This is a genomic window from Sphingomonas sp. URHD0057 (genome assembly GCF_000620665.1).
Taxonomy (GTDB): domain Bacteria; phylum Pseudomonadota; class Alphaproteobacteria; order Sphingomonadales; family Sphingomonadaceae; genus Sphingomicrobium.
The window spans coordinates 209,626-232,096 of the sequence record NZ_JIAU01000005.1 but is presented as its reverse complement, the minus strand read 5'-3'; the positions used below and the strand labels follow the sequence as shown (position 1 = coordinate 232,096).

Sequence of the window (22,471 nt, the reverse complement as noted above, 5' to 3'; positions counted from 1 at the left end):
CGCCCTCTCCCGCTTACTTGAGCCCGCTCGGGTCGAGCAGCTTGAGGTCCGCCGCTTGCTGCGATGCGGCGGTGGCGTCGGCGCCCCCGAAGGGAACCAGGCCGACCCGCTCGAGCGCGCCGCCCATGCCCCACATCTTCGCATATTGAGCGACGAAGTCACGCATCTTGGGCTTCGCCTGCAGGTGCTCGCCCTTCAAATAGATGTAGAGCTTGCGCGCGCCGGGATAGGAGAGGTTGGCGATCGTCTCTTCGGATGGCGTGATGCCGGCGATCTGGACCGGCCGGACCTTGTCGGCGTTCTCGTCGAGATAGGAGAAGCCGAGGATGCCGAGCGTGCCGGGATCGACCGACACCTTCTGGACCATCAGATTGTCGTTCTCGCCCGCTTCGACGTAGGCGCCGTCCTCGCGGATCTTGGTGCAGACCTGCTTGTGCTGGTCCTCGTTGCTCTTCGCGAGCGCCTTCATCGCCGGATCGGTGTCGCAACCCTTGGTCAGGTAGAGGTCGGCGAGACTGTCGCGCGTGCCCGAGGTCGGCGGCGGACCGAGGACACGAATCTTCACCGCCGGAAGCGCCGGATTGACGTCCTTCCAGGTTTGCGCCGTGTTGGCGCCCTTGCCGAACGGATTTGCGGCGAGCGCCTTATAAATGTCGGCCTGGGTCAGGTTCATTGCCGGGCCGTTTTTGGCTTCGATGACCGTCAGGCCGTCGATACCGACGGGCACTTCGATGATCGTCTTGACGCCGTTCTGGACGCAGGTGTCGTATTCGCTCTTCTTGATTGCGCGCGACGCGTCCGTGACATCGGGGAACTTGCTCCCGACGCCGGCGCAAAACAATTTCATGCCGGCGCCAGTGCCGGTCGACTCAACCGTCACGGCAACCCCCGGGTTGGCGCGCATGAAGTCTTCCGCGACCGCCTTGGTGAAGGGGTAGACAGTGGACGATCCGACGATGTGGATGTCGCTGCTGCTGCCGCCCCCGCTGGAGCCGCCGGTCTTCGACCCGCAGGCAACGAGCAGGGCCGCGAGCGGCAATGCGATAACCATCCTGTTCACAGGCTTCACTCCTTGTCGATTTTTCCGGATGCGATGGTGACCGGCCCTAGCGGCTGTTCGGCGTATGCCGTGTGACGCTTCTGTTACCGTTTTGTGACAAGGCCCTCGCCGGCGGCCGATTGATACGCGGCCGCTACGGCTGCTAGAGGCCCGGCCCATGAGCAACCTTCGTTGGCTCGCGGCCGCTGCCGCGCTTTCGCTCGTCGCCTGCCAGGCGGCCACCACCAACCAGCAGGATAATGCCGCCGGCGAAGCCCCCGGGCAGGGCGCCGCCGACAAGCTTGCCCGAGTCGAGATGAAGGCCGACACGAGCTACCTGACGGGCGAGGAGCGCCAGGTCGTCAACCTCCTGATCCAGGCCGCGGACCTGCTCAACCCGATCTACCTGCGCCAGGTCTCGGCCGACAATCCACGGCTGCGCGACGAGATCGCCAAGAGCGGCAACAAGGCGCTGCTCGACCGTTTCGATACGTTCATGGGCCCGTGGGACGAGGTCGATAACGACAAGCCGTTCTACGGCAATGCGCCGCGTCCCGTCGGCGCCGGTATCTATCCGGCCGGCCTGACCAAGGAGCAGTTCGACGCCTATCTCGCCAAGCATCCCGACGAGGTGAAGGCGCTGACGGACCCGTACACGGTCGTGAGGCGGCAAGGCGATAGACTGGTCGCGGTCCCCTACAGCCAGGAATATAAGGAGTGGCTGGAGCCCGCCGCGCAGAAGCTGGAGCAGGCCGCGGCGATCACCACCAACCCGAGCCTCACGAAGTTCCTGACCCTTCGCGCCAAGGCCTTCCGGAGCGACGATTATTACGACTCCGAGCTCGCCTGGATGGACTTGAAGGACACGCCGATCGAGATGGTGATCGGCCCGTACGAGACCTACACCGACAATCTCTACGGAGCGAAAACCGCGTTCGAAGCCTATGTCGTGCTGCGCAACCCCAAGGAATCGCAAGCGCTCGACATCTACAAGAGCCACTTGCGCGAAATGGAAGCGAACCTGCCCGAGGACGAGCAGTACAAGAACTTCAAGCGGGGGTTTGCGTCGCCGATCTCGGTCGGGGATCAGATCCACGCCGGCGGCGACAGCAACCACGGCATCCAGAGCGTCGCCTTCAACCTGCCCAACGACGAGCGAGTGCGCGAGGCGAAGGGTGCGAAAAAGGTGATCCTGCAGAACGTGCTCGGCGCCAAATACGACCGCATCCTGCAGCCGATGGCGAGCCTGGTGCTGGTGCCGGCAGACGCGGCGAACGTGAACCGGCGCTATATGTACATGGAAACCTTGTTCCATGAGCTCAGCCACAGCCTCGGGCCGGGATCGATCACGGTCAACGGCCGCAAGACCAGTGTCGACAAGGAGCTGAAGGACGTCGGCGGCGGCTTCGAGGAAGCCAAGGCCGACGTGATGGGCGCGTACAACGTGCTGTTCATGATGGACAAAGGCGTGCTCCCCGCCACCGAGAAGCCGCAAATCCGAGCCGCTTACGTTGCCGGCCTGTTCCGCGCAATGCGCTTCGGCGACACCGATGCCCACGGGCGCGGAGCAGCGATGCAATACCGTTACTTGCGCGACAAGGGCGGGATCGTGTGGGACGCCAATGCCAAGCGCTACCGGATCGACCCGGCTAAGCTGGATGCCGGCATCCGCGACCTTGTCGGCGACATCATCCGGCTCCAGGCGACCGGCGATTACAACGGCACCAAGGCGTTCCTCGCCAAATGGGCGGTGATGGACGCGGAGGCCAAGCAGGTGACGAGCCAGATGGGCCATATCCCGGTCGACATCCATCCGATCTACCCGGACCACGTGTGATGGCCGGCAGCTTCGAGAGCTTCGCCGCGCTCCACGTCCCCGGCGATCCGGTCGTGCTCTACAACATCTGGGACGTCGGCAGCGCGCTTAGCGTTGTGAAGGCCGGCGCCAAAGCGCTTGCCACCGGCAGCCATCCCGTCGCCGACGCCAACGGCTGGCCCGATGGCGAGCAGGTGCCGATGGAATTCGCGTTCGCCAATGCGAAGCGCATCGCCGATGCCGTCGAGATCCCGCTGACGGTCGACTTCGAAGGCGCCTATTCGGCCAACCCCGAAGACGGCGGCGAGAACGTCCGGCGGCTCGCCGAGACCGGCACGGTCGGCTGCAACTTCGAGGACCAAGTGATCGGCGGGGAGGGTGTGCATCCGCTAGAGCTGCAAGTGAAGCGCATCGCCGCGATCCGCCGCGCGGTGGGCGACCGCTTCCACATCAACGCGCGGACCGACCTGTTCCTCAAGACCCAGACCTATGACGACGCGCTGGTCGACCAGGTGGTCGAGCGGGGCAAGGCGTTCGCGGACGCCGGCGCGAGCGGCTTCTTCGTCCCGCGCCTTGCCGATCCGGCGCAGATCGAGCGCGTCGTGCGCGAGGTCCCGCTGCCGCTCAACGTCATCGCTTTCCCCGGCGCGCCCGACAAGCAAGTATGGGCGGCCGCCGGCGTCGCGCGGATCAGCCACGGCCCCTTCCCGCACCGCGCGCTGATGGCGACGCTCGAGGACATGGCGCGAGCGGCGATAAGCTGAGCTTGGGTGTTGAGCGCAAGATTTCGGGAGCCTCATTGCACCGCTGGTTCCATAATCCGGCTCCAAGCGGAGGCTGAAATCCAATGAGCAGGTTCGACGACTTTGTAGCGCTTCATGTCGCCGGCGACCCGGTGGTGTTGTTCAATATCTGGGACCCCGGCAGCGCCATCGCCGTCGTCAAATCCGGGGCAAAGGCGATTGCCACCGGCAGCGCCTCTGTGTCGATGGCCACCGGCGTCGGCGACGGTCAGGAAGTTCCGCTCGACCTCGCGCTAGCCAACGCTGAGCGCATCGCGAAGTCGGTCGATCTTCCAGTCACAGTGGATTTCGAAGGCGGCTATGCCACCGACGCCGAGGGTTTGGCCGCGAACGGCCGCCGCCTCGCCGCGACCGGAGCGATCGGCTGCAACTTCGAGGATCAGATCGTCGGGACCGACCGCTTGTATGACGTCGCCGATCAAGCGGCCCGGATCGCGGCGCTGCGCGCTGGCGTCGGCGATGCCTTCTTCATCAATGCCCGAACCGATTTGTTCCTGAAGGCGCCGGCGGCCGCGCATGATTCAGCGCTTGCCGACCAGGCGATCGAGCGTGGCAAGACCTACGCCGACGCCGGGATCAACGGCTATTTCATTCCCGGGCTGGCCGACCTCGCGCTGGTCGAGACGATCTGTGGAGCGCTCAGCGTGCCGATCAACGCGATGCACCTGCCCAACGGACCGAGCCGCGCCCAATGGGCGAGCGCCGGTATCGCCCGCGTCAGCCACGGGCCATTCCCGTACATGGACCTGATGGCGAAGTTTGAAGAGATGGCGCGCGAAGCGATCGGTTAGGCGCCAGACACCCATTCGGCTCGCTTGAACCACCGGCGCGTACGCGGGCCGGACTTGAGCACGGTCTTGCGGAACATGCGCGCGCCGAGCTTGAGGATCAGCGTGACCCACAGCGCCTGCCATGCCAGCGCGGCGATGTGCGGCCACCAGTCGGGCCGCTCCGCGGCGCGCGCGATCATCACCATCGGCGAGGACAGTGGGAAGATCGCGGCGGCAATCGCGTCGGGCGCGTCGGGCGATCCGATCGCGGTGGCGGCGAAGCCGAACAGCAGGACCTGCCCGAAGGTCACCGGCATCGACATGGTCTGAACCTCGCGCACCGTCGCCGCCTGCGCGCCGATGGTCAGGAACACCGCGCCCAGAAGCAGATAGTTCATCCCGAAATAAGCGATCGCGAGCAACAGGAAGCCGGGCCAGCCGACTGCCGGCGGTGGCAGCATCTGGACGCCGCCGTGCATGGCGAGCTGGATGAGAAGCGCGCCCGCGCTGAGCCAGACGACGATCCCGACCACCGACGCCGCGAGCATCGCGAACAGCTTGCCGACGAACAAAGCATCGATCGGCACCGCGGCGGCAATGACCTCGATGATCTTGTTCGATTTCTCCTCGATCAGCTGGGACAGCAGCATGCCCGAGAGGAGGATGGTCAGGAAGAACAGCAGCATCTGGCCGATCTGGCCGGTCAACGCGCGCTCCTTGACCAGCGCGCCGGACGACGTCTTTGCCGGAGAGACAAGCAGTGGCGGCGACGAAAACTGCGGCGTAACCGCGTCGTGGAGGATCAGGCCGAGCTGCCGCGCGGTCGGATCGCCCGGCCGGACGTTGCCCGCGACCTTGGGATCGCCGAGCCATCCGCTGACGACCGCCTGGATCGGTGGGTCCCCGTGGCGGAGCAGCTGCCGCTGAAGGCTCGGCATATCGGGCTGCGGGGCATAATAGACCAGGCTGACGACCGCCTCATCGCCCAGCCCATCCGCCAGGCGAGCGCGCGCCGCGGCGATCTGGGCGGCGTCCGCGCGGTGCATGACGACCGCCACGACCGGGCGTTCGGTTCGGCTGGCGACGCGCGCGCCGATGCTTCCGAAGGCGCCGCCGAGAAGCAGGGGGAACAGCGGGCCGAGGAGGAAGAACAGGAACGTTTTCGACAGCACCGTCGCGCTGAAGTCGCGGCGGGCGATGACGAACGCCGAGCGGATGAATTTCATCATTCCACCGGCTCCACGGCGGTCATTTCGGCGGCGGCGCTGTTGCCGGCGATGGCGACGAAGGCGTCGTGCAGCCCGGGGCGCTCGATCGCCAGCGTCTCGATGCCGGCATCGCCGTCGATCAGGGCCTTGAGCAATGGCTCGGGACCGCCCTTGGGCAGCTCGAACACCCATTCGCCGCCATCGCGGCGCGCGTCGGACGGAATGGCTGAGCGCCACGGACCGTCGTCGGCGCGGGTCCGCAAGCGGACGATCGGGCGCAACTTGCTGCGCGCCTCGTCGACACCACCCTCGAACGCCACCTTGCCCTTGGCGACGATCGCGATCCGTTCGCACAGGCGCTCGGCGTGGGCGATGACGTGGGTCGAGAAGATGATCGTCGCGCCCTCGCGCGCCTTGCGCCGGATGAGCTCTTCGAGCCGGCCCTGGTTGATGGCGTCGAGTCCCGCGAACGGCTCGTCGAGCACGATCAGCCGCGGCCTGTGGACGATGGCGCCGAGCAGTTGGACCGTCTGCGCCATGCCTTTCGAGAGGTTTCGGATCGGCTTTCGCGCCCAATCGCCAAGGCCATGCGCCTGCAGCAGCTCATCCGCGCGGCGGCGGCCCTCGCGGAGCGGCAGGCCGCGCAACGCTCCGACGAAGGCGATGGCGTCGCGCGCGTGCATCGCCGGATAAAGGCCGCGCTCCTCCGGCAGATAGCCGACTTCGGCGGCGGCATCGAGCGGATGCTCACGGCCGAGGATCCGCCGCGTGCCGCTCGACGGGTCGATGATTCCGAGCAGGATCCTAAGGATCGTGGTCTTGCCCGCGCCATTGGGCCCGAGCAGCCCGTAGATCGACCCTGCCGGGACCGCGAGGCTAACGCCGTCGACCGCGCGGGTTTTGTCGAAATCCTTGACGAGGTCGACCGCTTCGACTGCGTTGGCTTGGTGCTGAGCTTGTCGAAGCACTGAAATTCCTACGGAAATCCACGCGGACGGTGTAGTGGCGCCGCCGTGGATAAGGGCCAAAGCCTTGAGGAAGCAATAAGGAGCGAAGCGGCGCGGCTGGGTTTCGCCGCCTGCGGCTTCACGCGCGCCGATGCGGCGGACTCCGCCGGACGCGAACTCAGAGAATGGCTCGAAGCCGGACGCCATGGAACGATGGGCTGGATGGAGGAGCGCGCGCATCATCGCGTGTCGGCGCAGGCGCTGTGGCCCGAGGCGAAATCCGCGATCGCGCTGGGGATGAGCTATGCGCCGGCGGCCGATCCGCTGGCGCTGGCCGCGCATCCAGAGCTGGGGCGCATCTCGGTCTATGCCCAGGGCGGTGACTATCACAAGACGGTCAAGAAGGCGCTGAAGGCGCTGGCGCGCTTCATCGTCAGCCAGGCGCCCTCCGATCTCAAAGTGTTTGTCGATACCGCGCCGGTAATGGAAAAACCCTTGGCCCAGGCCGCGGGCATCGGCTGGCAGGGCAAGCACACCAATTTGATCAGCCGCGAGCATGGCAGCTGGCTGTTCCTCGGAGTGATCCTGACCAGCCTGGAGCTGGTACCCGATCCGCCGGCGGACTCCGGACAACATTGCGGCAGTTGCCGGCGCTGCCTCGACGCCTGTCCGACGGACGCATTCGACGACCCCCATCGGATCGATGCCCAGCGCTGCATATCTTATCTGACGATCGAGCATGACGGCGCGATCCCGCACGAATTCCGCGCCGCGATCGGCAACCGCATCTACGGCTGCGACGATTGCCTTGCGGTCTGCCCCTGGAACCGGTTCGCGAATGCCGCGGCGGCGAACCGCGCGTTCCTGCCGCGCGCCGAGCTGGCCGCGCCGCGCCTCGCCGACCTGCTCAAGCTCGACGAGGCCGCGTTTCGCGAGATGTTCGCGGGCTCGCCGATCAAGCGGATCGGGGTCAAGCGTATGATCCGCAATTGCCTGATCGCGGCGGGAAATACCCGAGATGCCTCGCTCGCGCCATCGATCCGCGCCCACGTCGATGGCCCCGATCCGGTTATCGCCGAGGCCGCCGGCTGGGCGCTTGCTCAGCTCGGATTTTCGAGCGCGGAGACGCAGGCCGCCTGATTGTAATCGATGCCCGACGGCGCACGGGTGTCGACATGGGTCACGCGCAGCGCGCCGGCGCCGCTGCCCGATGGATAGAGGTAGGCGTCGAGCACGCACAGCCGGCCGCGGAACTGCAGCTTGAGGCTGGTCCCTTCGCGGATCTGCATCGCCGGCGTGCCGAAATGATGCATGAGGTCGCTCGAGGTCATGCCGATGAGGCCGCGCGGTTGCTGCGGCTGCGACACCACCGGCGGCGGGGGCACGGTCTCGGGCTGCTGCGGCCGGGTCGCGCAGGCGGAAACGAACAGAGCAGAGGCGAGGATTAAGCGGCGCATAAACGGACGATGGCCGCGCGCAATCGCGGAGGCAAGGTTGCCGCCCGCTGAACACGCCGCTAGGCGCGCGCTTTCCCTGCAACCGGAGACGTGATGCCCGACCGCCGCCTCGACGTGCTCGCCATCGGCAATGCGATCGTTGACGTAATCGCCGACGCCGACGACGACTTCCTCGCCGCGCACGGCATGCACAAGGGCGCGATGCAGCTGATTGACGAGGCGCAGGCGGCGCGCCTCTACCAGGCGATGGGCCCGGCCCGGGAGGCGAGCGGCGGCTCGGCCGCCAACACCGTGGCTGGGCTGGCTTCGCTGGGCCTCAAGGCCGGGTTCATCGGCCAGCTCGGCGACGACCAGCTGGGATCGATCTTCAGCCACGACATCCGCAGCCTCGGCGTCGAGTTCGCGACGCCGCCACGCAGCGGGATCGGCGCGACCGGCAGCTGCCTGATCCTCGTCACTCCAGATGCGCAGCGGACGATGAACACTTTCCTCGGCGCCGCGCAGGTCCTGGAGCCCGACGCCGTCGACCTGGCCCAGGTCGCGGACGCGGCGATCCTCTATCTTGAGGGCTATTTGTGGGACCCCGAAGGACCGCGCGCCGCGATGTACAAGGCAATGGACGCGGCGCGCGAAGCCCGGACCAAGGTCGCCTTCACTTTGTCGGACAGCTTCGTCGTCGATCGTCATCGCGGCGACATGCTGCGCCTGCTCGAGGAGGGCCGGATCGATATCCTGTTCGCCAACGGGGTCGAGATCCTGCAGCTCGCGGGATCGGACAGCGTCGACGAAGCAGTCGCCACAGTTGCGCCTCAGGTACAGACGCTGGTGGTGACGATGAGCGAAAAAGGGGCGCTTGCGGTCCGTCGCGGCGAGCGGGCCAACGTGCCGGCGGAGCGCATAGAGCGGCTGATCGACACGACCGGCGCCGGCGACCTGTTTGCTGCCGGCTTTCTGGCCGGCGAAGCGCGCAACCTGGGGCTCGAACCATCGTTGCGTCTTGGCGCCATCTGCGCCGCCGAGGTCATCCAGCACTACGGCGCGCGACCGGAGGCCGACCTCCGGTCGCTCGCTAAGGGTCTGTTCGACTAGCCGCGGTCGTCCGGCGGCACCGGAGCGCCGGGCATCGGCGCGACTCCAATCGATCCCGGCGCGTCAGGCGCAAGCTCCGGCACATCAACGATGCCGCGCGCGAGGTTGCTGTGGCGATATCCGTAGAGGAAATAGAAGATGAGTCCGATCAGCGTCCACGACAGGAACAGCAGCTTGGATTCCATGTTCAGGTTCACGAACAGGAGCAAGCAGCCGGCGATCGACAGCGGCGCCAGGACAAACAGCGCCGGCGTCCGGAACGGACGCGCTCGGCCGGGGTCCCTCTTGCGCAGGATCATCACGCCAAGCGACACCGCCGCGAAGGCGAACAAAGTGCCGGCGTTCGAATAATCGGCCAGCGTACCGACCGGCAGGAAAGCGGCCGCAATGGCGACGAAGAAGCCGGTGACGATGGTGACGACATAGGGCGTCCGGAATCGCGGATGGACCGCCGACAGCCGCTCCGGAAGCAAGCCGTCGCGCGCCATGACGAAGAAGACGCGAGTCTGGCCGAACATCATCAGCAGCACGACCGACGGCAGCGCGATCGCCGCGGCGAGGCCGACGAGGTTGCCGAACAGCGGGTTCGACACTTCGCGAAGGATGTGCGCCAGCGCCTCCTTCGAGCAAACGGTCGGCGCATGGGCCGCCTGGCAGGCAGCGGACGCATAGAGTTCCGGCGAGCCTTCCTTGAAGGCGAGCCCGGTCGCCGGATCCATCAATGGCTGCGCGCCATAGGCGCCGACCACGCCGCCGGCGACGAGCAGGTAGAAGACCGTGCAGATCAGGAGGCTTGCGATCAGTCCGATCGGCACGTTGCGCTGCGGGTTCTTGGTTTCTTCAGCGGCGGTGGAGACCGCGTCGAACCCGACGTAGGCGAAGAAGATCGACGCCGCCGCCCCGAGGATGCCGGTCCCCGAGGAGCTGAGCGGGTTGCCCCATCCGCGCGGCGCGAATGGCTCGAAATTGGCGGCGTGACCGCTGATCATCGGCAAAGTGATGATGAGGAACAGGGTGAGCGCGGTAATCTTGATGACCACCAGGACCGCGTTGAAGGTGGCGCTTTCCTTGGTTCCGATCACCAACAAGGTGGTGACGAAGGCAACCACGAGAACCGCCGGCAGATTGATCAGCCCGCCGACCTCACCGCCCTGGAGAAACCCCCATTGGATCGGCGGCCCGACCTTCAAGGCATGGGGTATGTGCACCCCCACCGAATCGAGCAGGCCGCTCATAAAGCCGGACCAGCCGACCGCCACCGCGGACGCGCCGAGCGCATATTCGAGGATCAACGCCCAGCCGACGAGCCAGGCAACCATCTCCCCCATCACCGCATAGGAATAGGTGTAGGCGGACCCGGCCACCGGGACCATCGAGGCCAGTTCCGAATAGCACAGCGCGGCCAGGGCGCAGACGGTGCCGGCGACGATGAAGCTGACCATCATGCCCGGACCGGCTTTTTGGGCGGCGGTCGCGGTCAGGACGAAAATGCCGGTGCCGATGACAGCGCCGATCCCCAGCAGGGTGAGCTGGAACGCGCCAAGCGAGCGCTTGAGGGACTTCTTTTGCGCAGTCGCGAGAATCTCGTCGAGCGACTTGATCCGTCCTCGTCCGCCCTGTCGCGGTGCAATGCTAGCCATATCACTCCCCTAAAGCGTTGTGTTTGACCCTAACGGCTGGCGGGCCAAGGGCAATCCCTCTTCGACCGCTGCTTTCCGTCTAGCTGGACAGCATCGGGCCGAGCGGACGGCCGCCGAAGATATGCACGTGTAGGTGCGGGACTTCCTGGCCCGAGTTCAATCCGGCGTTGGCAAGCAGCCGATAGCCTGGCTCGACCAGCCCGCAGTCGCGCGCCACCTTGCCGACCGCCCGGACGAACCCGGCGATCTCCGCATCGGAGGCCGTGGCCGAAAAATCGTCCCACGACACGTAAGAGCCCTTAGGGATCACGAGGATGTGGGCCGGCGACAGCGGATTGATGTCGTGGAAAGCGAGCGCGTACTCATCCTCGTAGACCGTCTTCGAGGGGATTTCGCCGCGCAGGATCCGGGCGAAGATGTTGCTGTCGTCATAGGGTTGGGTGGCGTCGATCGGCATGAACCCGATTCTGGCTTCGACACGCGGCCCGTCAAGGCAATTGTGCCTTGTTGCGAGCGTAGGTATCCTTGCACCATGGCCTCGATCGCCCCGCGCCTGAGTCTCTCGCGATTCTTCTTCGACCCGATTCGGGGCACGGCGTTGATCGTCTGCGGCCTCGTCGTCTGGCTGGCGGGCGCGAGCTATTGTCACGGCTACCAATACCTCCTGACGGGGCAAGAGCCGGGCGCTTGGTCGGGCAGCCTGACCTGGTCGGCGATCGCGGTCGTCCCCTGGTTCGCCTTGTTCGAATGGTCGAAAGAGCCCCAGGGCCTGGAAGCGACGCGGCGCCCGGCGACGCTGGTCGCGCTGGTGCTCGGCATTGCCGCTCTTTCGATCAACGTCGAATATCTGGTCGACTTCTGCGTCGGCGACGTCACCGACCGCTTCGGGCTGCTGGTCATGCGGCGGGTGCCGGCGATCGGCATCAGCGTGCTCCTGATCGCGCTCACCCGGAAGGCGGCGCTGCGCCGTCCGCCGAACCCGGCGACGGTCGAGCTCGGCACGATTGCAGGAGCGATCGACTGGATCGAAGCGGCGGACAATTACATCGAGCTGCATGTCGGCGGCCGCACGGTGATGCGGCGAATGACCATGCGCGATGCCGAACGGTTGCTGCTGGGACGCGGGTTCATCCGGATCCACCGCCGCTTCCTCGTCAACCGCGAGCGGATCGAGACGATCGCCGGATCAAACGGCGACCGCGTCGTCAGGCTGGTCGACGGCACCGAGCTCGCCGTCGGCCGCGCCTTCGCACCGAATCTGTCGCGCCTCGGTTAGGACTTCGCCACTTCGCCACAAACTGGTTCCCCGCAGCACTGGGTGGGGACGAGCCTTGCGCGCATGATGTTCATGCAAATGCTCGCCGCGGTGACCGCTGTGACCGGGGTTCACGATTCCTATCCGGCACTGTCGCCCGACGGCGCAACGCTTGTGTTCTCGAGCAATCGCTCGGGTCGCCAAGCCCTGTGGTTAGCCGCCCCGGACGGCAGCAATCCGCGCATATTATTCGACGAGCCCAGGAGCGGCACGGAACCCGGGACCGCACAATGGTCGCCGGACGGGAAAACCATCCTCTTCGGGATGCGGCCAGCCGGCTCAACCGACGAGAACGAGTCGGAGATCTATCTGATCGACGTCGATGGGCGCGGCCTCAAGCGGCTTACTACCGTTCCCGGCGACGATTCCCATCCTCACTGGTCGAACGACGGCAAACAAATCTTTTTCAACTCGGCCCGAGCCACACCGGACCTGAGCGCGGATTGGTCGAAGCAGTGGATCGACATCTACAGCATGGGGGCTGACGGAGGCGATGTCCGCAAGCTGACCGATTGTCGCTCGGTGTGCACTTATCCGGTGCCTTCTCCGGACGGCCGGATGATCGCATACCGTTACGTCATCGCGACGCCCGGCTTGACCTGGGAGCTCGATCCCGGCGCGCGCAATTCCGAGGTGTTCGTTAGCGCCGTCGACGGCGCGCATCCGGTCAACGTAAGCAACAGCGGTGCCTATGACGGCTGGCCGATGTGGTCGCCCGACAGCCGCTGGGTGGCCTTCGCGTCGAACCGCGATCATGTCCCCTCCGTCGGACAGATCTACCGCGTGCGGCCCGACGGGACCGCGCTGGAGCGTCTTACCGACGGCCCGCTAAGCCACGTCCAGCCCAGCTTCAGCCGCGACGGCAAGGCACTCTACGTCTATCGCCTGACCGAGGAAGGCGGCGGCGAGATCGGGGGAATCGCCAAGATCGACCTGGAGTCCGGCCATTGAGACCGAGTGTAACCCGCTTGGCTGGACTTGGCCTCCTATTGCTGGCTTCCGCGGCGGACGCGCAATTCCGCGCCATCGCCCTGCCGATCACTTATTCGCAAAACTACGACCCCAGCCTGTCGCCTGATGGCAAGCAGATGGTGTTCCTGAAGGCGCTCGAAGGCCGAGAGACTCTATTTATCGCCGGCACGGACGGGCGCGGCGAACGCCAATTGCTCAAGGACAGCGCCGACATCGAGGATCCGGCGTGGTCGCCGGACGGCCGGCAGGTCGCCTATGTCCGCATCGAGAACGGCCGCAACGGGCTCTACGTGATGAACATCGACGGCAGCGGCAGCCGGCGGCTGACTCCGCCGACGCAGAGCCCGATCCACCCGGCATGGATGCCGGACGGCAAGTCGATCCTCTATTGCACCAACGACGACCTCGACCCGCCGCGCAAGAATGCCGCCGAAGTCTATCGGATCGACGTCGCCAGCGGAAAGATCGCGACGGTCATCAGCGGGGGCGTCAACACCTATCCCGTCCCCTCGCCCGACGGACGCAAGATCGCCTTTCGCAAGATGCTCGATATTAACAGCGAGGTCTTCGTTGCGGATGCGGACGGGACGAACCTCAAGAACCTCACCGACCACCCGGCGTTCGAAGGCTGGCCCGCCTGGTCGCCCGACGGCAAGCGCATCGCCTTCGCTGCGAACCGCAACTCGAGCTACCAGATCTTCGTCATGGACGCGGACGGGAAGAACGTCACGCTGGTCGCCAACACCGAGGGGCGCGCGACGGCGCCAAAATGGGCCCCGGACGGCAAAACCATCTATTTCACCAATTGCTGGAAGACCGGGCTGTCGGGCGCCTGTGAGATATTGATGGCCGCCGCCCCACTCTAGCGACGTCGCCGAGTCGCTTGACCGGGAAGCGGCGCTCGCTACCACTTTGAAAGCGATGACCGACGAGAGCCCGGAAAGCCTGATCCCCTACGACGAGATCGTGCAAGACGCGCTGCGAGCGGTGGTCGGACGGGTGCTCGGCGAAGTCGAGCGCTCGGGCGGGCTGCCCGGCGACCATCATTTCTACATCACCTTCAAGACCCGCTCGCCCGGCGTCTCGATCCCCAAGCATTTGATGGAGCGCTTTCCCGACGAGATGACGATCGTCATCCAGCACCGCTTCTGGGACCTCAAGGTCGAGGACGACGACTTTACTGTCGGGCTGTCCTTCGGCGGCGTTCCCGCGCTCCTCCACGTGCCGTTCGCCGCGGTCACCCAGTTCCACGATCCGGCGGTGGAGTTCGCGTTGACGTTCCAGGCCAATGCCGCCGAGGAGCCGCCCGAAGAGCATGAGGAAGCGGAGAATGACGCGCCCAAGAGCGAGGGCGCGGAAGACGGGTCGAATGTCGTCAGCGTGGACTTTACCAAGAAGAAATAGCAGGAGCCGCTTCACGTGAAGTGAAGAGGGCCAATGTCGACCGATACCCGCACCGAGACCGACAGCTTCGGGCCGATCGAAGTCCCGGCCGACGCGTACTGGGGCGCGCAGACCGAGCGCTCGATCGAGAATTTCCCGTTCGGGCCGCGCGAGCAGATGCCGCTCGAGATCGTTCACGCGCTCGGCTTCATCAAGCAGGCGGCGGCACGGGTGAATGCGCGGATCGGCGGGCTCGATCCCAAGCTCGCGGAAATCATCCAGCAGGCCGCCGGCGAAGTCGCCCGGGGCGATCTCGACAGCCAGTTCCCGCTGGTCATCTGGCAGACCGGCTCCGGCACGCAATCCAACATGAACGCCAATGAAGTGATCGCCGGCCGGGCCAACGAGATCCTGATCGGCAAGCGCGGCGGCAAGGAGCCGGTCCACCCCAACGACCATGTCAACAAGAGCCAGTCGTCGAACGACAGCTTCCCGACGGCGATGCATATCGCCGCCGCCCGCGCCGTCACGAGCCGGCTGATCCCCGCCCTCGAAACCATGCAGGCGCGCCTGGCCGACCAGGCGCGGCGGTGGGATTCGATCGTCAAGATCGGCCGCACCCACCTGCAGGACGCAACCCCGCTGACCCTCGGCCAGGAGTTCTCGGGCTATGCTGCGCAGGTTCAGGACTGCATCGAACGCGTCCAGTCGGTGATGCCGCGGGTGTTTAAGCTCGCGCAGGGCGGCACCGCGGTCGGGACCGGCCTTAACGCGCCGCAAGGCTTCGGTGCGGAGTTCGCGAAGGAAGTCGCCAAGCTCACCCAGCTGCCGTTCACCTCGGCGCCCAACAAATTCGCCGAGCTCGCCGCGCATGACACGCTCGTCGAGCTGTCGGGCGTCCTCAACACGGTCGCGGTCGCGCTGAGCAAGATCGCCAACGACATCCGCCTGCTCGGCTCCGGCCCCCGTTGCGGCCTGGGCGAATTGAAGCTGCCCGAGAATGAGCCCGGGAGCTCGATCATGCCGGGCAAGGTCAACCCGACCCAGGCCGAGATGCTGACGATGGTTGCCGCCCAGGTCATCGGCAATCACGTCGCGGTGACCATCGGCGGGCTCCAGGGTCATCTCGAGCTCAACGTGTTCAAGCCGCTGATCGGGGCCAATGTGATCCGCTCGATCAACCTGCTGTCGATCGGTATGGAGAGCTTCACCGAGCGGCTGCTCGACGGCGCCGAGCCTGACGAGAAGCGCATCGGCGAGCTGATGAACCGGTCGCTGATGCTGGTCACCGCGCTCGCGCCGGAGATCGGCTACGATAATGCCGCCGCGATCGCCAAGCACGCGCACAAGACCGGCCAGACGCTGAAGGAAGCGGGACTCGAGCTGGGTCTCGTCGACGAGGCGACCTTCGATCGCGTCGTCAAGGCGGAGAAGATGATCGGGCGCTAAAGCCCGAGGTTCAGGCGCACGCCGAGATTGTCGATTCCGGGATTCTGCCGGCCGAACAGCTGGGCGTGGCTCATGTGCACCCAGCTCGCCTCGACGCTGAGCCGGCTGTTGACCTGGAACCCCAGGCCAAGCTCGGGCTCGAACAGCACGCGGCTGCCGAAGTCGATCTTGCCGTTGGTCGGGTCTTCGAAGTTCCTCGCCGAGCCGTTGTGAATGGCGATCCCGACGCCGGGGCGGATGTAGACCTGCCTGCCAAACCTCGCCGACAGGCCGACGGCGGCGTAGCTCGTCTCGCCCGCGGTGTTGATCGCGCCGAACGCGTACGGCTGAAGCGGGGTGTGTCCGATGCGCCCGCCGCGATAGCCGACCTGGACGTCGGCGCCGCCTTCGACACCGCTGATGGTAAGCGGCGTGTCGACATCATGCACGTAAAGGCCGCCGAACACTTCGCCGGCCTGAACCGGCGCGGCCATCGCCGCCGCCGCGAGCGCGAAGATCATCAGATGTTTCACCAGGGCTGCTCCCGAAAAGGTCGCCGTATCAATGCTTCGGACAAGGATTGGTGCCGGTCAGTGGCGCGCCTGCCAGGCGGCGACCGCGGGGTTCGAGGCGAGCAGGTTCCACACGTTGAGCGTCAGATTGTCGCGGATGACGAACAGCGGCACGACTTCGAGCACGATCAGCAGCGCGACCGAGGCCCAGATCGGAAGCTTGCGCGCGATCAAGAAGCCGGCGGCCATCATCAGAATGTCGGACAGCGAGTTGATGACGCTGTCGCCGGTGTAGCCGAGCGCGGCCGTGGTCTCGCGATAGCGGTCGATGATGAACGGCGTGTTCTCCGTCACCTCCCATGCCGATTCGATGATCAGGGCGATCAGGAAGCGCCACTCGGGGAGCAGACGCCGGGCGACCAGCCATAGCGCCGCGTAGAACAACAGGCCGTGGACGATGTGGCTGAGGCTGTACCAGTCCGCGAGCATCTGGCTCGTCCTGGCGCTGTCCCGTTCGCCGACCCACAGGTCGATCGTTCCGCAGGTGCACATTGGATTGCGGCCCATCGCCAGCAGGATCGCGGCCGCGGCAACGAGGATGAGGATTGCCGCAAACGCGGCGCGGCTGCGGGTCATGCCTTTGCAAGGGTAGCAGAGCAAACCGGCTTGCAAAGCCGTGTCGATCATCGGACACACGCGCCCGATGCTGCGCACTTACGGACCGGGCTGCGACGGAAGCGTGATCGACCCTGAGGTCGAGCGCATTCCGGACGGGGCCACGTGGATCGACCTCGAAGAACCGACCAAGCAAGAAGAAGCGCTGGTCGAGCGCTGCATCCAGGTCGGCATCCCCACCGAAGACGAGATGAAGGAGATCGAGCCTTCGAGCCGGCTCTATGAGCGCGACGGCGTGCTCTACATGACCGTCAGCGTCCTTTACGGCGTCGCCGACGGAGCCCCGTCCACGACCCCCGTCGGTTTCGTGCTCGCCAACGGCCGCCTGGTCACGATTCGCTACGCGACGCCCAAGCCCGTGCTGGCGTTTGCCGGGCACGTTCAGCGCGAGCCCGGTCTTGCGCGCGATTCGGTGACGGTCCTGGTCCGCTTGCTCGACGCGATCATCGATCGGCTCGCCGACGAGCTGGAAAATGTCGGCGCGGAGATCGAGCAGATCTCGTCGCACATTTTCGCGCGCGACCTCGAGGCGAGGCGAATTCCCGCGACCCGCCTCACGGCCCTGCTGACCCGGATCGGGCGAGCGCAAACCCTATTGGCGAAAATCCGCTATTCGGCGGTGAGCTCGAACCGGATGCTGAGCTTCCTTGGCGGTTCCAACCTGATGCATGCCAAGGAGCAGGTCGACGCCCGGCACCACCTCACCAGCCTGACGACGGACATCACGTCCTTGAGCGAACATTCGAGCTTCCTGTCCGACAATCTCACCTTTCTGCTCGACGCTTCGCTCGGCCTCATCAGCATCGAGCAGAATGCCGCGATGAAGCTCTTTTCCTGGGCGGCGGTGGTGTTCCTGCCGCCCACGCTGGTTGCCGGCATCTTCGGCATGAACTTCCATCACATGCCGGAGCTCGAGTGGATGTGGGGCTATCCGGCATCGCTGGTGCTGATGCTCGCCAGCATGATCCTGCCCTATCTGTACTTCAAACGGCGCGGCTGGATCTGAGCGGCGGTTTGCCGCTTGCAGCGGTGGTTGCTAAGGGCGCGCACGCCCCGTCACCCGCTCGAAACCAAGGACGCCGATGATCCCCTCCGGCCAGGACAGCCTCAGGACCCGTTCAACCCTCGAGGCGGCGGGCAAGAGCTACGCTTATTATTCGCTGGCCAAGGCGGCCGAGACGCTCGGCGACATTTCGCGGCTTCCGTTCTCGATGAAAGTCCTGCTGGAGAATCTGCTGCGCTTCGAGGACGGCAAGACGGTCACCCGCGACGACCTCCAGGCGATGGCCGACTGGCAGAAGGAGCGGAAGATCTCGCGCGAGATCCAGTACCGTCCGGCCCGCGTGCTGATGCAGGACTTCACCGGAGTTCCGGCGGTGGTCGACCTCGCCGCGATGCGCGACGCGATGACCGGGCTCGGCGGCGATCCGCAGAAGATCAATCCGCTCGTGCCCGTTCACCTCATCATCGACCACAGCGTGATGGTCGACGAGTTCGGCACCCCGCGCGCGTTCGGCAAGAACGTCGAGCTCGAATATCAGCGCAACGGCGAGCGCTATGAGTTCCTGAAGTGGGGCAGCCAAGCGTTCGACAACTTCCAGGTGGTTCCGCCCGGCACCGGCATCTGCCACCAGGTCAACCTCGAATATATCGCTCAATGCGTGTGGGCCGGCGAGGATCAGTCCGGCGAAATGGTGGCGTATCCCGACACTCTGGTCGGTACCGACAGCCACACGACCATGGTCAACGGCCTCGGCGTCCTCGGCTGGGGCGTCGGCGGGATCGAGGCCGAGGCGGCAATGCTCGGCCAGCCGGTCAGCATGCTGATCCCCGAAGTCGTCGGTTTCCGCTTATCGGGCGGGCTCGGCGAAGGGATCACCGCGACGGACCTTGTCCTGACGGTCACCCAGATGCTGCGCCAGAAGGGCGTCGTCGGCCGTTTCGTCGAATTCTACGGCCCCGGACTCGACGCGCTGACGCTGGCCGACCGGGCGACGATCGCCAACATGGCGCCGGAATATGGCGCGACCTGCGGTTTCTTCCCGATCGACCAGCGGACCATCGACTATCTCGAGCTGACCGGCCGCGACGCCGACCGCATCGCTCTGGTCAAGGCCTATGCCCAGGCGCAGGGCTTGTGGCGCGACGCGGGATCGCCCGAGCCGTTGTTCACCGATACGCTCGAGCTCGACATGGCGACGATCGAGCCCTCGCTGGCGGGCCCGAAGCGGCCGCAGGACAAGGTTCTTCTGAAAGACGTCGACGACCAGTTCAACGCCGAGCTCGAGGGGACCTACAAGAAGCACAATGATCCCCGCGTGCCGGTTGAAGGCGCGGACTATGACGTCGGCAACGGCGACGTCGTGATCGCCGCGATCACCAGTTGCACCAACACCTCCAACCCGTCGGTGCTGGTCGCGGCCGGCCTGGTCGCGCGCAAAGCGCGCGAGAAAGGGCTGACGACCAAGCCATGGGTCAAGACCAGCCTCGCGCCCGGAAGCCAGGTGGTCACCGATTATCTCAAGGCCAGCGGGCTTGCCGAGGACCTCGATGCGCTCGGCTTCGACCTGGTCGGCTATGGCTGCACTACCTGCATCGGCAATAGCGGTCCGCTCGCCGAGCCGATCAGCAAGGCGATCAACGACCGCGACCTGGTCGCCGTCAGCGTCCTGTCGGGCAATCGCAACTTCGAGGGCCGCGTGTCGCCCGATTGCCGGGCCAATTACCTCGCGTCGCCGCCGCTGGTGGTCGCCTACGCGCTCAAGGGAACTGTCAGGTCCGACATGACGGCCGAACCGCTCGGCACCTCGCCCACCGGTGAGCCGGTGTTCCTTAAGGACATCTGGCCGAGCAACGAGGAAGTGCGCGCGCTGGTCGATGCACACGTCCATTCCGACATGTTCCGCAGCCGCTATGCCGACGTCTACCGCGGCGACGACCGCTGGCGCGCGATCGAAGTCAAAGGCGGCGCGACCTACGGCTGGCCGGCCGGCTCGACCTACATTCAGAACCCCCCGTACTTCACGGGGATGACGATGACCGCGAAACCGCCCGAGGACATCAAGGACGCGCGGACGCTGGCAATGTTCGGCGATTCGATCACGACCGATCACATCTCGCCGGCGGGCGCGATCAAGCCCGACAGCCCGGCCGGCCGCTACCTGCTCGAGCATCAGGTCAGCCGCGCCGAGTTCAACAGCTATGGCGCGCGGCGCGGCAATCACGAGGTGATGATGCGCGGCACCTTCGCCAACATCCGCATCCGCAACCGCATGCTCGACAATGTCGAGGGCGGCTTCACGCGTTATGCCCCGACGGGCGAGATCCTCCCGATCTACGATGCGGCCATGGCCTACGAGCATGACGGCACGCCGCTCATCATCCTCGCCGGCAAGGAATATGGCACCGGCAGCTCACGCGACTGGGCGGCGAAGGGCACGCTGCTGCTCGGCGTCCGGACCGTCATCGCCGAGAGCTTCGAGCGCATCCACCGCTCCAACCTGGTCGGCATGGGCGTGCTCCCGCTCCAGTTCCGCGATGGCGAGAATGCCGAAAGCCTGGGACTCGATGGAAGCGAATCCTTCAGCATCTCGGGCGTTGCGGCGATCGAACCGCGCCAGGATGTCGAGGTTCATGTCACGAAGCAGGACGGCACCACCAGCAGCTTCACCGCGCGCTGCCGCATCGATACCTACAACGAGCTCGAATATTTTCGCTCGGGCGGAATCCTTCAGTACGTGCTGCGGAGACTGGCCGCCTGAGCCCGATCCAGCTCACGGTCGAAGTCGTCGGCTGGGCGGGCGCGCTTCTGATCCTTGCGGCCTATGGGCTGCTGTCGGCGGGCAAGCTGACAGGGCAGTCGCGGTTGTATCAGTGGATGAATGTGTTCGGCGCCGCCGGGTTTGTGGTCAACGGCTGGTGGCACGGCGCGTTACCGTCGACGACGCTCAATGTGGTCTGGATGCTGATCGGGGGAATTGCTTTATGGCGGATCGCGCGGAGATCATCGACCTCAGCCATGTGATTGAGGACGGGATGACCACGTACAAGGGCCTGCCCGGGCCGCATATCTGCGACTTCTGGGAGCGGACAAGCACGGCGGCCAATTACGATGACGGCTCGACCTTCCAGATCGGGCGTATCGACATGGTCGCCAATACCGGCACTTATCTCGACAGCCCCTTTCATCGTTATGCCGACGGCGCCGACTTGTCCGAGCTGGAATTGCCGTCGCTGGCCGATGTGCCCGGCATCGTCATCCGGCGGCCGTGGGAGAATGGCCTCGCGATCGAGCCGCAGCATCTCGAAGGACACGAGGTCGCCGGAAGAGCCGTGCTTTTCCACACCGGCTGGGACCGCCACTGGCGAAGCGACGCCTATTTCGGCGAGCATCCTTATGTCACCCCCGAGGCCGCGGACTGGCTCGTCGACCATGGCGCGCGAATCGTCGGCATCGACAGCTGCAACATCGACAACATGCACGTCCGCGCCCGGCCGATTCACACCCGCCTGCTCGGCGCCGGCATTCCGATCTGCGAGCACATGACCGGGCTCGGCGCCCTGCCCGACGAGGGCTTTCGCTTCTCCGCGGTGCCGCCCAAGGTGAAGGGCATGGGAACCTTCCCGGTGCGTGCCTATGCGGTGCTTGGCTGAGCGAGCGAGCGAGCGAGCCAAGCGGGAATGATGGTGCCGTCGAGGTCGTCCGTGCGGCGATGTTCGACAGCCAGGCCGAGCCCCGGATAGGCAATGCGCAGGCGCGGGCCTTCTTCGCGACTCTCGACCACGACCAGCCGGCGGTTGACCTTGGCACGCCAATTCATCCGCGCCGTATTCTCCTGCCCGACGAAGCAGCCTTTCGAGAAGCTCACGCCGTTAAGCTCGACCGCGTTGCATTCGAGCCAGAGCACGTCGCCGAGCTCGGCGCGGCCCTCGGTGATCCCGAGGCGCAGCCGATGCTCGAGCCACTTGTGCTCCTGCGAAGGCAGGAGCCCAGACTCTTTTTGTTCGGACTGGACCCCTGCCTTCGCAGGGGTACTAGGCTGGAGCCAACGCCGGCCAAGGTCCGCCAGGCGCGGATCGGGAACGCCCTCGGCGCCCTCCACCGACCAGTGCACCGCGAGCGACAAATCGCGTTCAATCGTGATCGGCCGGCGCAGACGGTAGATCGTCAGCCGCTTGATCAGGTCATCAGCGGCCGCGGCCTCGCAATCGAGCAGGAGGTCCCCGCCATCCGCCCACACCAGGAAGTCGAACAGGCACTTGCCTTGAGGCGTGAGGAGCCCGGCCCACACCGGCAGCGTGCCGGTCACATCGTTCGTCACCAGGCCCTGCATAAACCCGTGCACGTCCTCGCCGGACAGTCGAACGAGCGCGCGGTCGGTCAGGGTGGTCGCCAGCATATCCGTCAGTTAGGTAGC

General features: G+C 65.8%; 23 protein-coding genes. 14 read left to right on the top strand and 9 right to left on the bottom strand.

The genetic code is table 11. From position 1 onward, the window contains the following. Nucleotides 1-13: 13 nt before the first annotated feature. Nucleotides 14-1,051 carry a substrate-binding domain-containing protein gene (locus N539_RS0101290; protein ID WP_037551651.1) on the bottom strand — a complete coding sequence of 346 codons (1,038 nt, stop codon included), beginning with the start codon at nt 1,049-1,051 and terminating at the stop codon, nt 14-16. Between the two features lie 166 nt (nt 1,052-1,217). Here N539_RS0101290 and N539_RS0101285 point away from each other — a divergent pair, with 166 nt between their 5' ends. The 3 genes from N539_RS0101285 to N539_RS0101275 all read left to right on the top strand — a co-directional run bounded on the left by N539_RS0101285 (nt 1,218) and on the right by N539_RS0101275 (nt 4,449). Then, entirely contained in the window at nt 1,218-2,876 is a 1,659-nt protein-coding gene (locus N539_RS0101285) for a dipeptidyl-peptidase 3 family protein (RefSeq protein ID WP_028968799.1), read from the top strand. After that, a complete protein-coding gene (locus tag N539_RS0101280; RefSeq protein WP_028968798.1) occupies nt 2,876-3,619 on the top strand; it encodes an isocitrate lyase/PEP mutase family protein in 744 nt (247 codons plus the stop codon). The genes N539_RS0101285 and N539_RS0101280 overlap by 1 nt, the downstream gene beginning before the upstream one ends. Nucleotides 3,620-3,702: 83 nt before the next feature. Then, complete coding sequence (locus N539_RS0101275) at nt 3,703-4,449, top strand: isocitrate lyase/PEP mutase family protein (protein ID WP_028968797.1); 747 nt, start codon at nt 3,703-3,705, stop codon at nt 4,447-4,449. Here N539_RS0101275 and N539_RS0101270 read toward each other — a convergent pair. Both N539_RS0101270 and N539_RS0101265 read right to left on the bottom strand, forming a co-directional pair. Next, nucleotides 4,446-5,657 (bottom strand): ABC transporter permease, encoded by a 1,212-nt coding sequence (locus N539_RS0101270; protein ID WP_028968796.1) that lies wholly within the window; start codon nt 5,655-5,657, stop codon nt 4,446-4,448. The two genes, N539_RS0101275 and N539_RS0101270, sit on opposite strands and share 4 nt — an antisense overlap. Beyond that, entirely contained in the window at nt 5,654-6,604 is a 951-nt protein-coding gene (locus N539_RS0101265; RefSeq protein ID WP_028968795.1) for an ABC transporter ATP-binding protein, read from the bottom strand. The genes N539_RS0101270 and N539_RS0101265 overlap by 4 nt, the downstream gene beginning before the upstream one ends. A 45-nt stretch (nt 6,605-6,649) precedes the next feature. Here N539_RS0101265 and queG point away from each other — a divergent pair, with 45 nt between their 5' ends. Next, entirely contained in the window at nt 6,650-7,723 is a 1,074-nt protein-coding gene (queG, locus tag N539_RS0101260) for a tRNA epoxyqueuosine(34) reductase QueG (protein ID WP_028968794.1), read from the top strand. Here queG and N539_RS0101255 read toward each other — a convergent pair. Further along, on the bottom strand, nt 7,684-8,040 hold the full coding sequence (locus tag N539_RS0101255; RefSeq protein WP_028968793.1) for a hypothetical protein: 357 nt from the start codon (nt 8,038-8,040) through the stop codon (nt 7,684-7,686). The genes queG and N539_RS0101255 overlap by 40 nt on opposite strands. Before the next feature lie 93 nt (nt 8,041-8,133). Here N539_RS0101255 and N539_RS0101250 point away from each other — a divergent pair, with 93 nt between their 5' ends. Continuing rightward, a complete protein-coding gene (locus tag N539_RS0101250) occupies nt 8,134-9,129 on the top strand; it encodes an adenosine kinase (protein ID WP_028968792.1) in 996 nt (331 codons plus the stop codon). Here the strand turns inward: N539_RS0101250 and N539_RS0101245 are convergent. Further along, nucleotides 9,126-10,769 carry an amino acid permease gene (locus N539_RS0101245; protein WP_037551649.1) on the bottom strand — a complete coding sequence of 548 codons (1,644 nt, stop codon included), beginning with the start codon at nt 10,767-10,769 and terminating at the stop codon, nt 9,126-9,128. The genes N539_RS0101250 and N539_RS0101245 overlap by 4 nt on opposite strands. A gap of 79 nt (nt 10,770-10,848) precedes the next feature. After that, nucleotides 10,849-11,226 (bottom strand): histidine triad nucleotide-binding protein, encoded by a 378-nt coding sequence (locus N539_RS0101240; protein ID WP_028968790.1) that lies wholly within the window; start codon nt 11,224-11,226, stop codon nt 10,849-10,851. A gap of 75 nt (nt 11,227-11,301) precedes the next feature. On the opposite strand from N539_RS0101240, the gene N539_RS17520 reads away from it, so the two are divergent. The 5 genes from N539_RS17520 to fumC all read left to right on the top strand — a co-directional run bounded on the left by N539_RS17520 (nt 11,302) and on the right by fumC (nt 15,888). Next, nucleotides 11,302-12,045, top strand: a complete 744-nt coding sequence (locus N539_RS17520; protein WP_028968789.1) for a LytTR family transcriptional regulator DNA-binding domain-containing protein — start codon at nt 11,302-11,304, stop codon at nt 12,043-12,045. Nucleotides 12,046-12,108: 63 nt separating this feature from the next. Beyond that, nucleotides 12,109-13,035 (top strand): TolB family protein, encoded by a 927-nt coding sequence (locus N539_RS0101230; RefSeq protein ID WP_028968788.1) that lies wholly within the window; start codon nt 12,109-12,111, stop codon nt 13,033-13,035. Between the two features lie 38 nt (nt 13,036-13,073). Beyond that, on the top strand, nt 13,074-13,922 hold the full coding sequence (locus tag N539_RS0101225; RefSeq protein WP_028968787.1) for an LpqB family beta-propeller domain-containing protein: 849 nt from the start codon (nt 13,074-13,076) through the stop codon (nt 13,920-13,922). Between the two features lie 55 nt (nt 13,923-13,977). Continuing rightward, nucleotides 13,978-14,460: an SspB family protein gene (locus N539_RS0101220; RefSeq protein ID WP_028968786.1), complete on the top strand. Its 483-nt coding sequence runs from the start codon at nt 13,978-13,980 to the stop codon at nt 14,458-14,460. Nucleotides 14,461-14,493: 33 nt separating this feature from the next. After that, complete coding sequence (gene fumC, locus N539_RS0101215) at nt 14,494-15,888, top strand: class II fumarate hydratase (protein WP_028968785.1); 1,395 nt, start codon at nt 14,494-14,496, stop codon at nt 15,886-15,888. On the opposite strand, the gene N539_RS0101210 is transcribed toward fumC, so the two are convergent. Next, on the bottom strand, nt 15,885-16,400 hold the full coding sequence (locus N539_RS0101210) for an acyloxyacyl hydrolase (protein ID WP_156029686.1): 516 nt from the start codon (nt 16,398-16,400) through the stop codon (nt 15,885-15,887). The two genes, fumC and N539_RS0101210, sit on opposite strands and share 4 nt — an antisense overlap. Nucleotides 16,401-16,457: 57 nt before the next feature. After that, nucleotides 16,458-17,015, bottom strand: coding sequence for a DUF2585 family protein (locus N539_RS0101205; protein WP_028968783.1), 558 nt, complete (start codon nt 17,013-17,015; stop codon nt 16,458-16,460). A 67-nt stretch (nt 17,016-17,082) separates the two neighbouring features. On the opposite strand from N539_RS0101205, the gene N539_RS0101200 reads away from it, so the two are divergent. The 4 genes from N539_RS0101200 (at nt 17,083) to N539_RS0101190 (ending at nt 21,707) form a co-directional block, all read left to right on the top strand. Further along, complete coding sequence (locus N539_RS0101200) at nt 17,083-18,060, top strand: magnesium transporter CorA family protein (protein WP_028968782.1); 978 nt, start codon at nt 17,083-17,085, stop codon at nt 18,058-18,060. Between the two features lie 76 nt (nt 18,061-18,136). Beyond that, the gene (acnA, locus tag N539_RS0101195) at nt 18,137-20,815 is read left to right on the top strand and encodes an aconitate hydratase AcnA (protein ID WP_028968781.1); all 2,679 of its coding nucleotides are present in this window, start codon (nt 18,137-18,139) and stop codon (nt 20,813-20,815) included. Beyond that, entirely contained in the window at nt 20,731-21,078 is a 348-nt protein-coding gene (locus N539_RS19150; RefSeq protein ID WP_443027618.1) for a CBU_0592 family membrane protein, read from the top strand. The genes acnA and N539_RS19150 overlap by 85 nt, the downstream gene beginning before the upstream one ends. Continuing rightward, nucleotides 21,039-21,707, top strand: coding sequence for a cyclase family protein (locus N539_RS0101190; protein WP_028968780.1), 669 nt, complete (start codon nt 21,039-21,041; stop codon nt 21,705-21,707). Before N539_RS19150 ends, N539_RS0101190 begins: the two co-directional genes overlap by 40 nt. Here the strand turns inward: N539_RS0101190 and ygfZ are convergent. Further along, nucleotides 21,689-22,453 (bottom strand): CAF17-like 4Fe-4S cluster assembly/insertion protein YgfZ, encoded by a 765-nt coding sequence (gene ygfZ, locus N539_RS0101185; RefSeq protein WP_028968779.1) that lies wholly within the window; start codon nt 22,451-22,453, stop codon nt 21,689-21,691. The genes N539_RS0101190 and ygfZ overlap by 19 nt on opposite strands. Between the last annotated feature and the right edge of the window lie 18 nt (nt 22,454-22,471).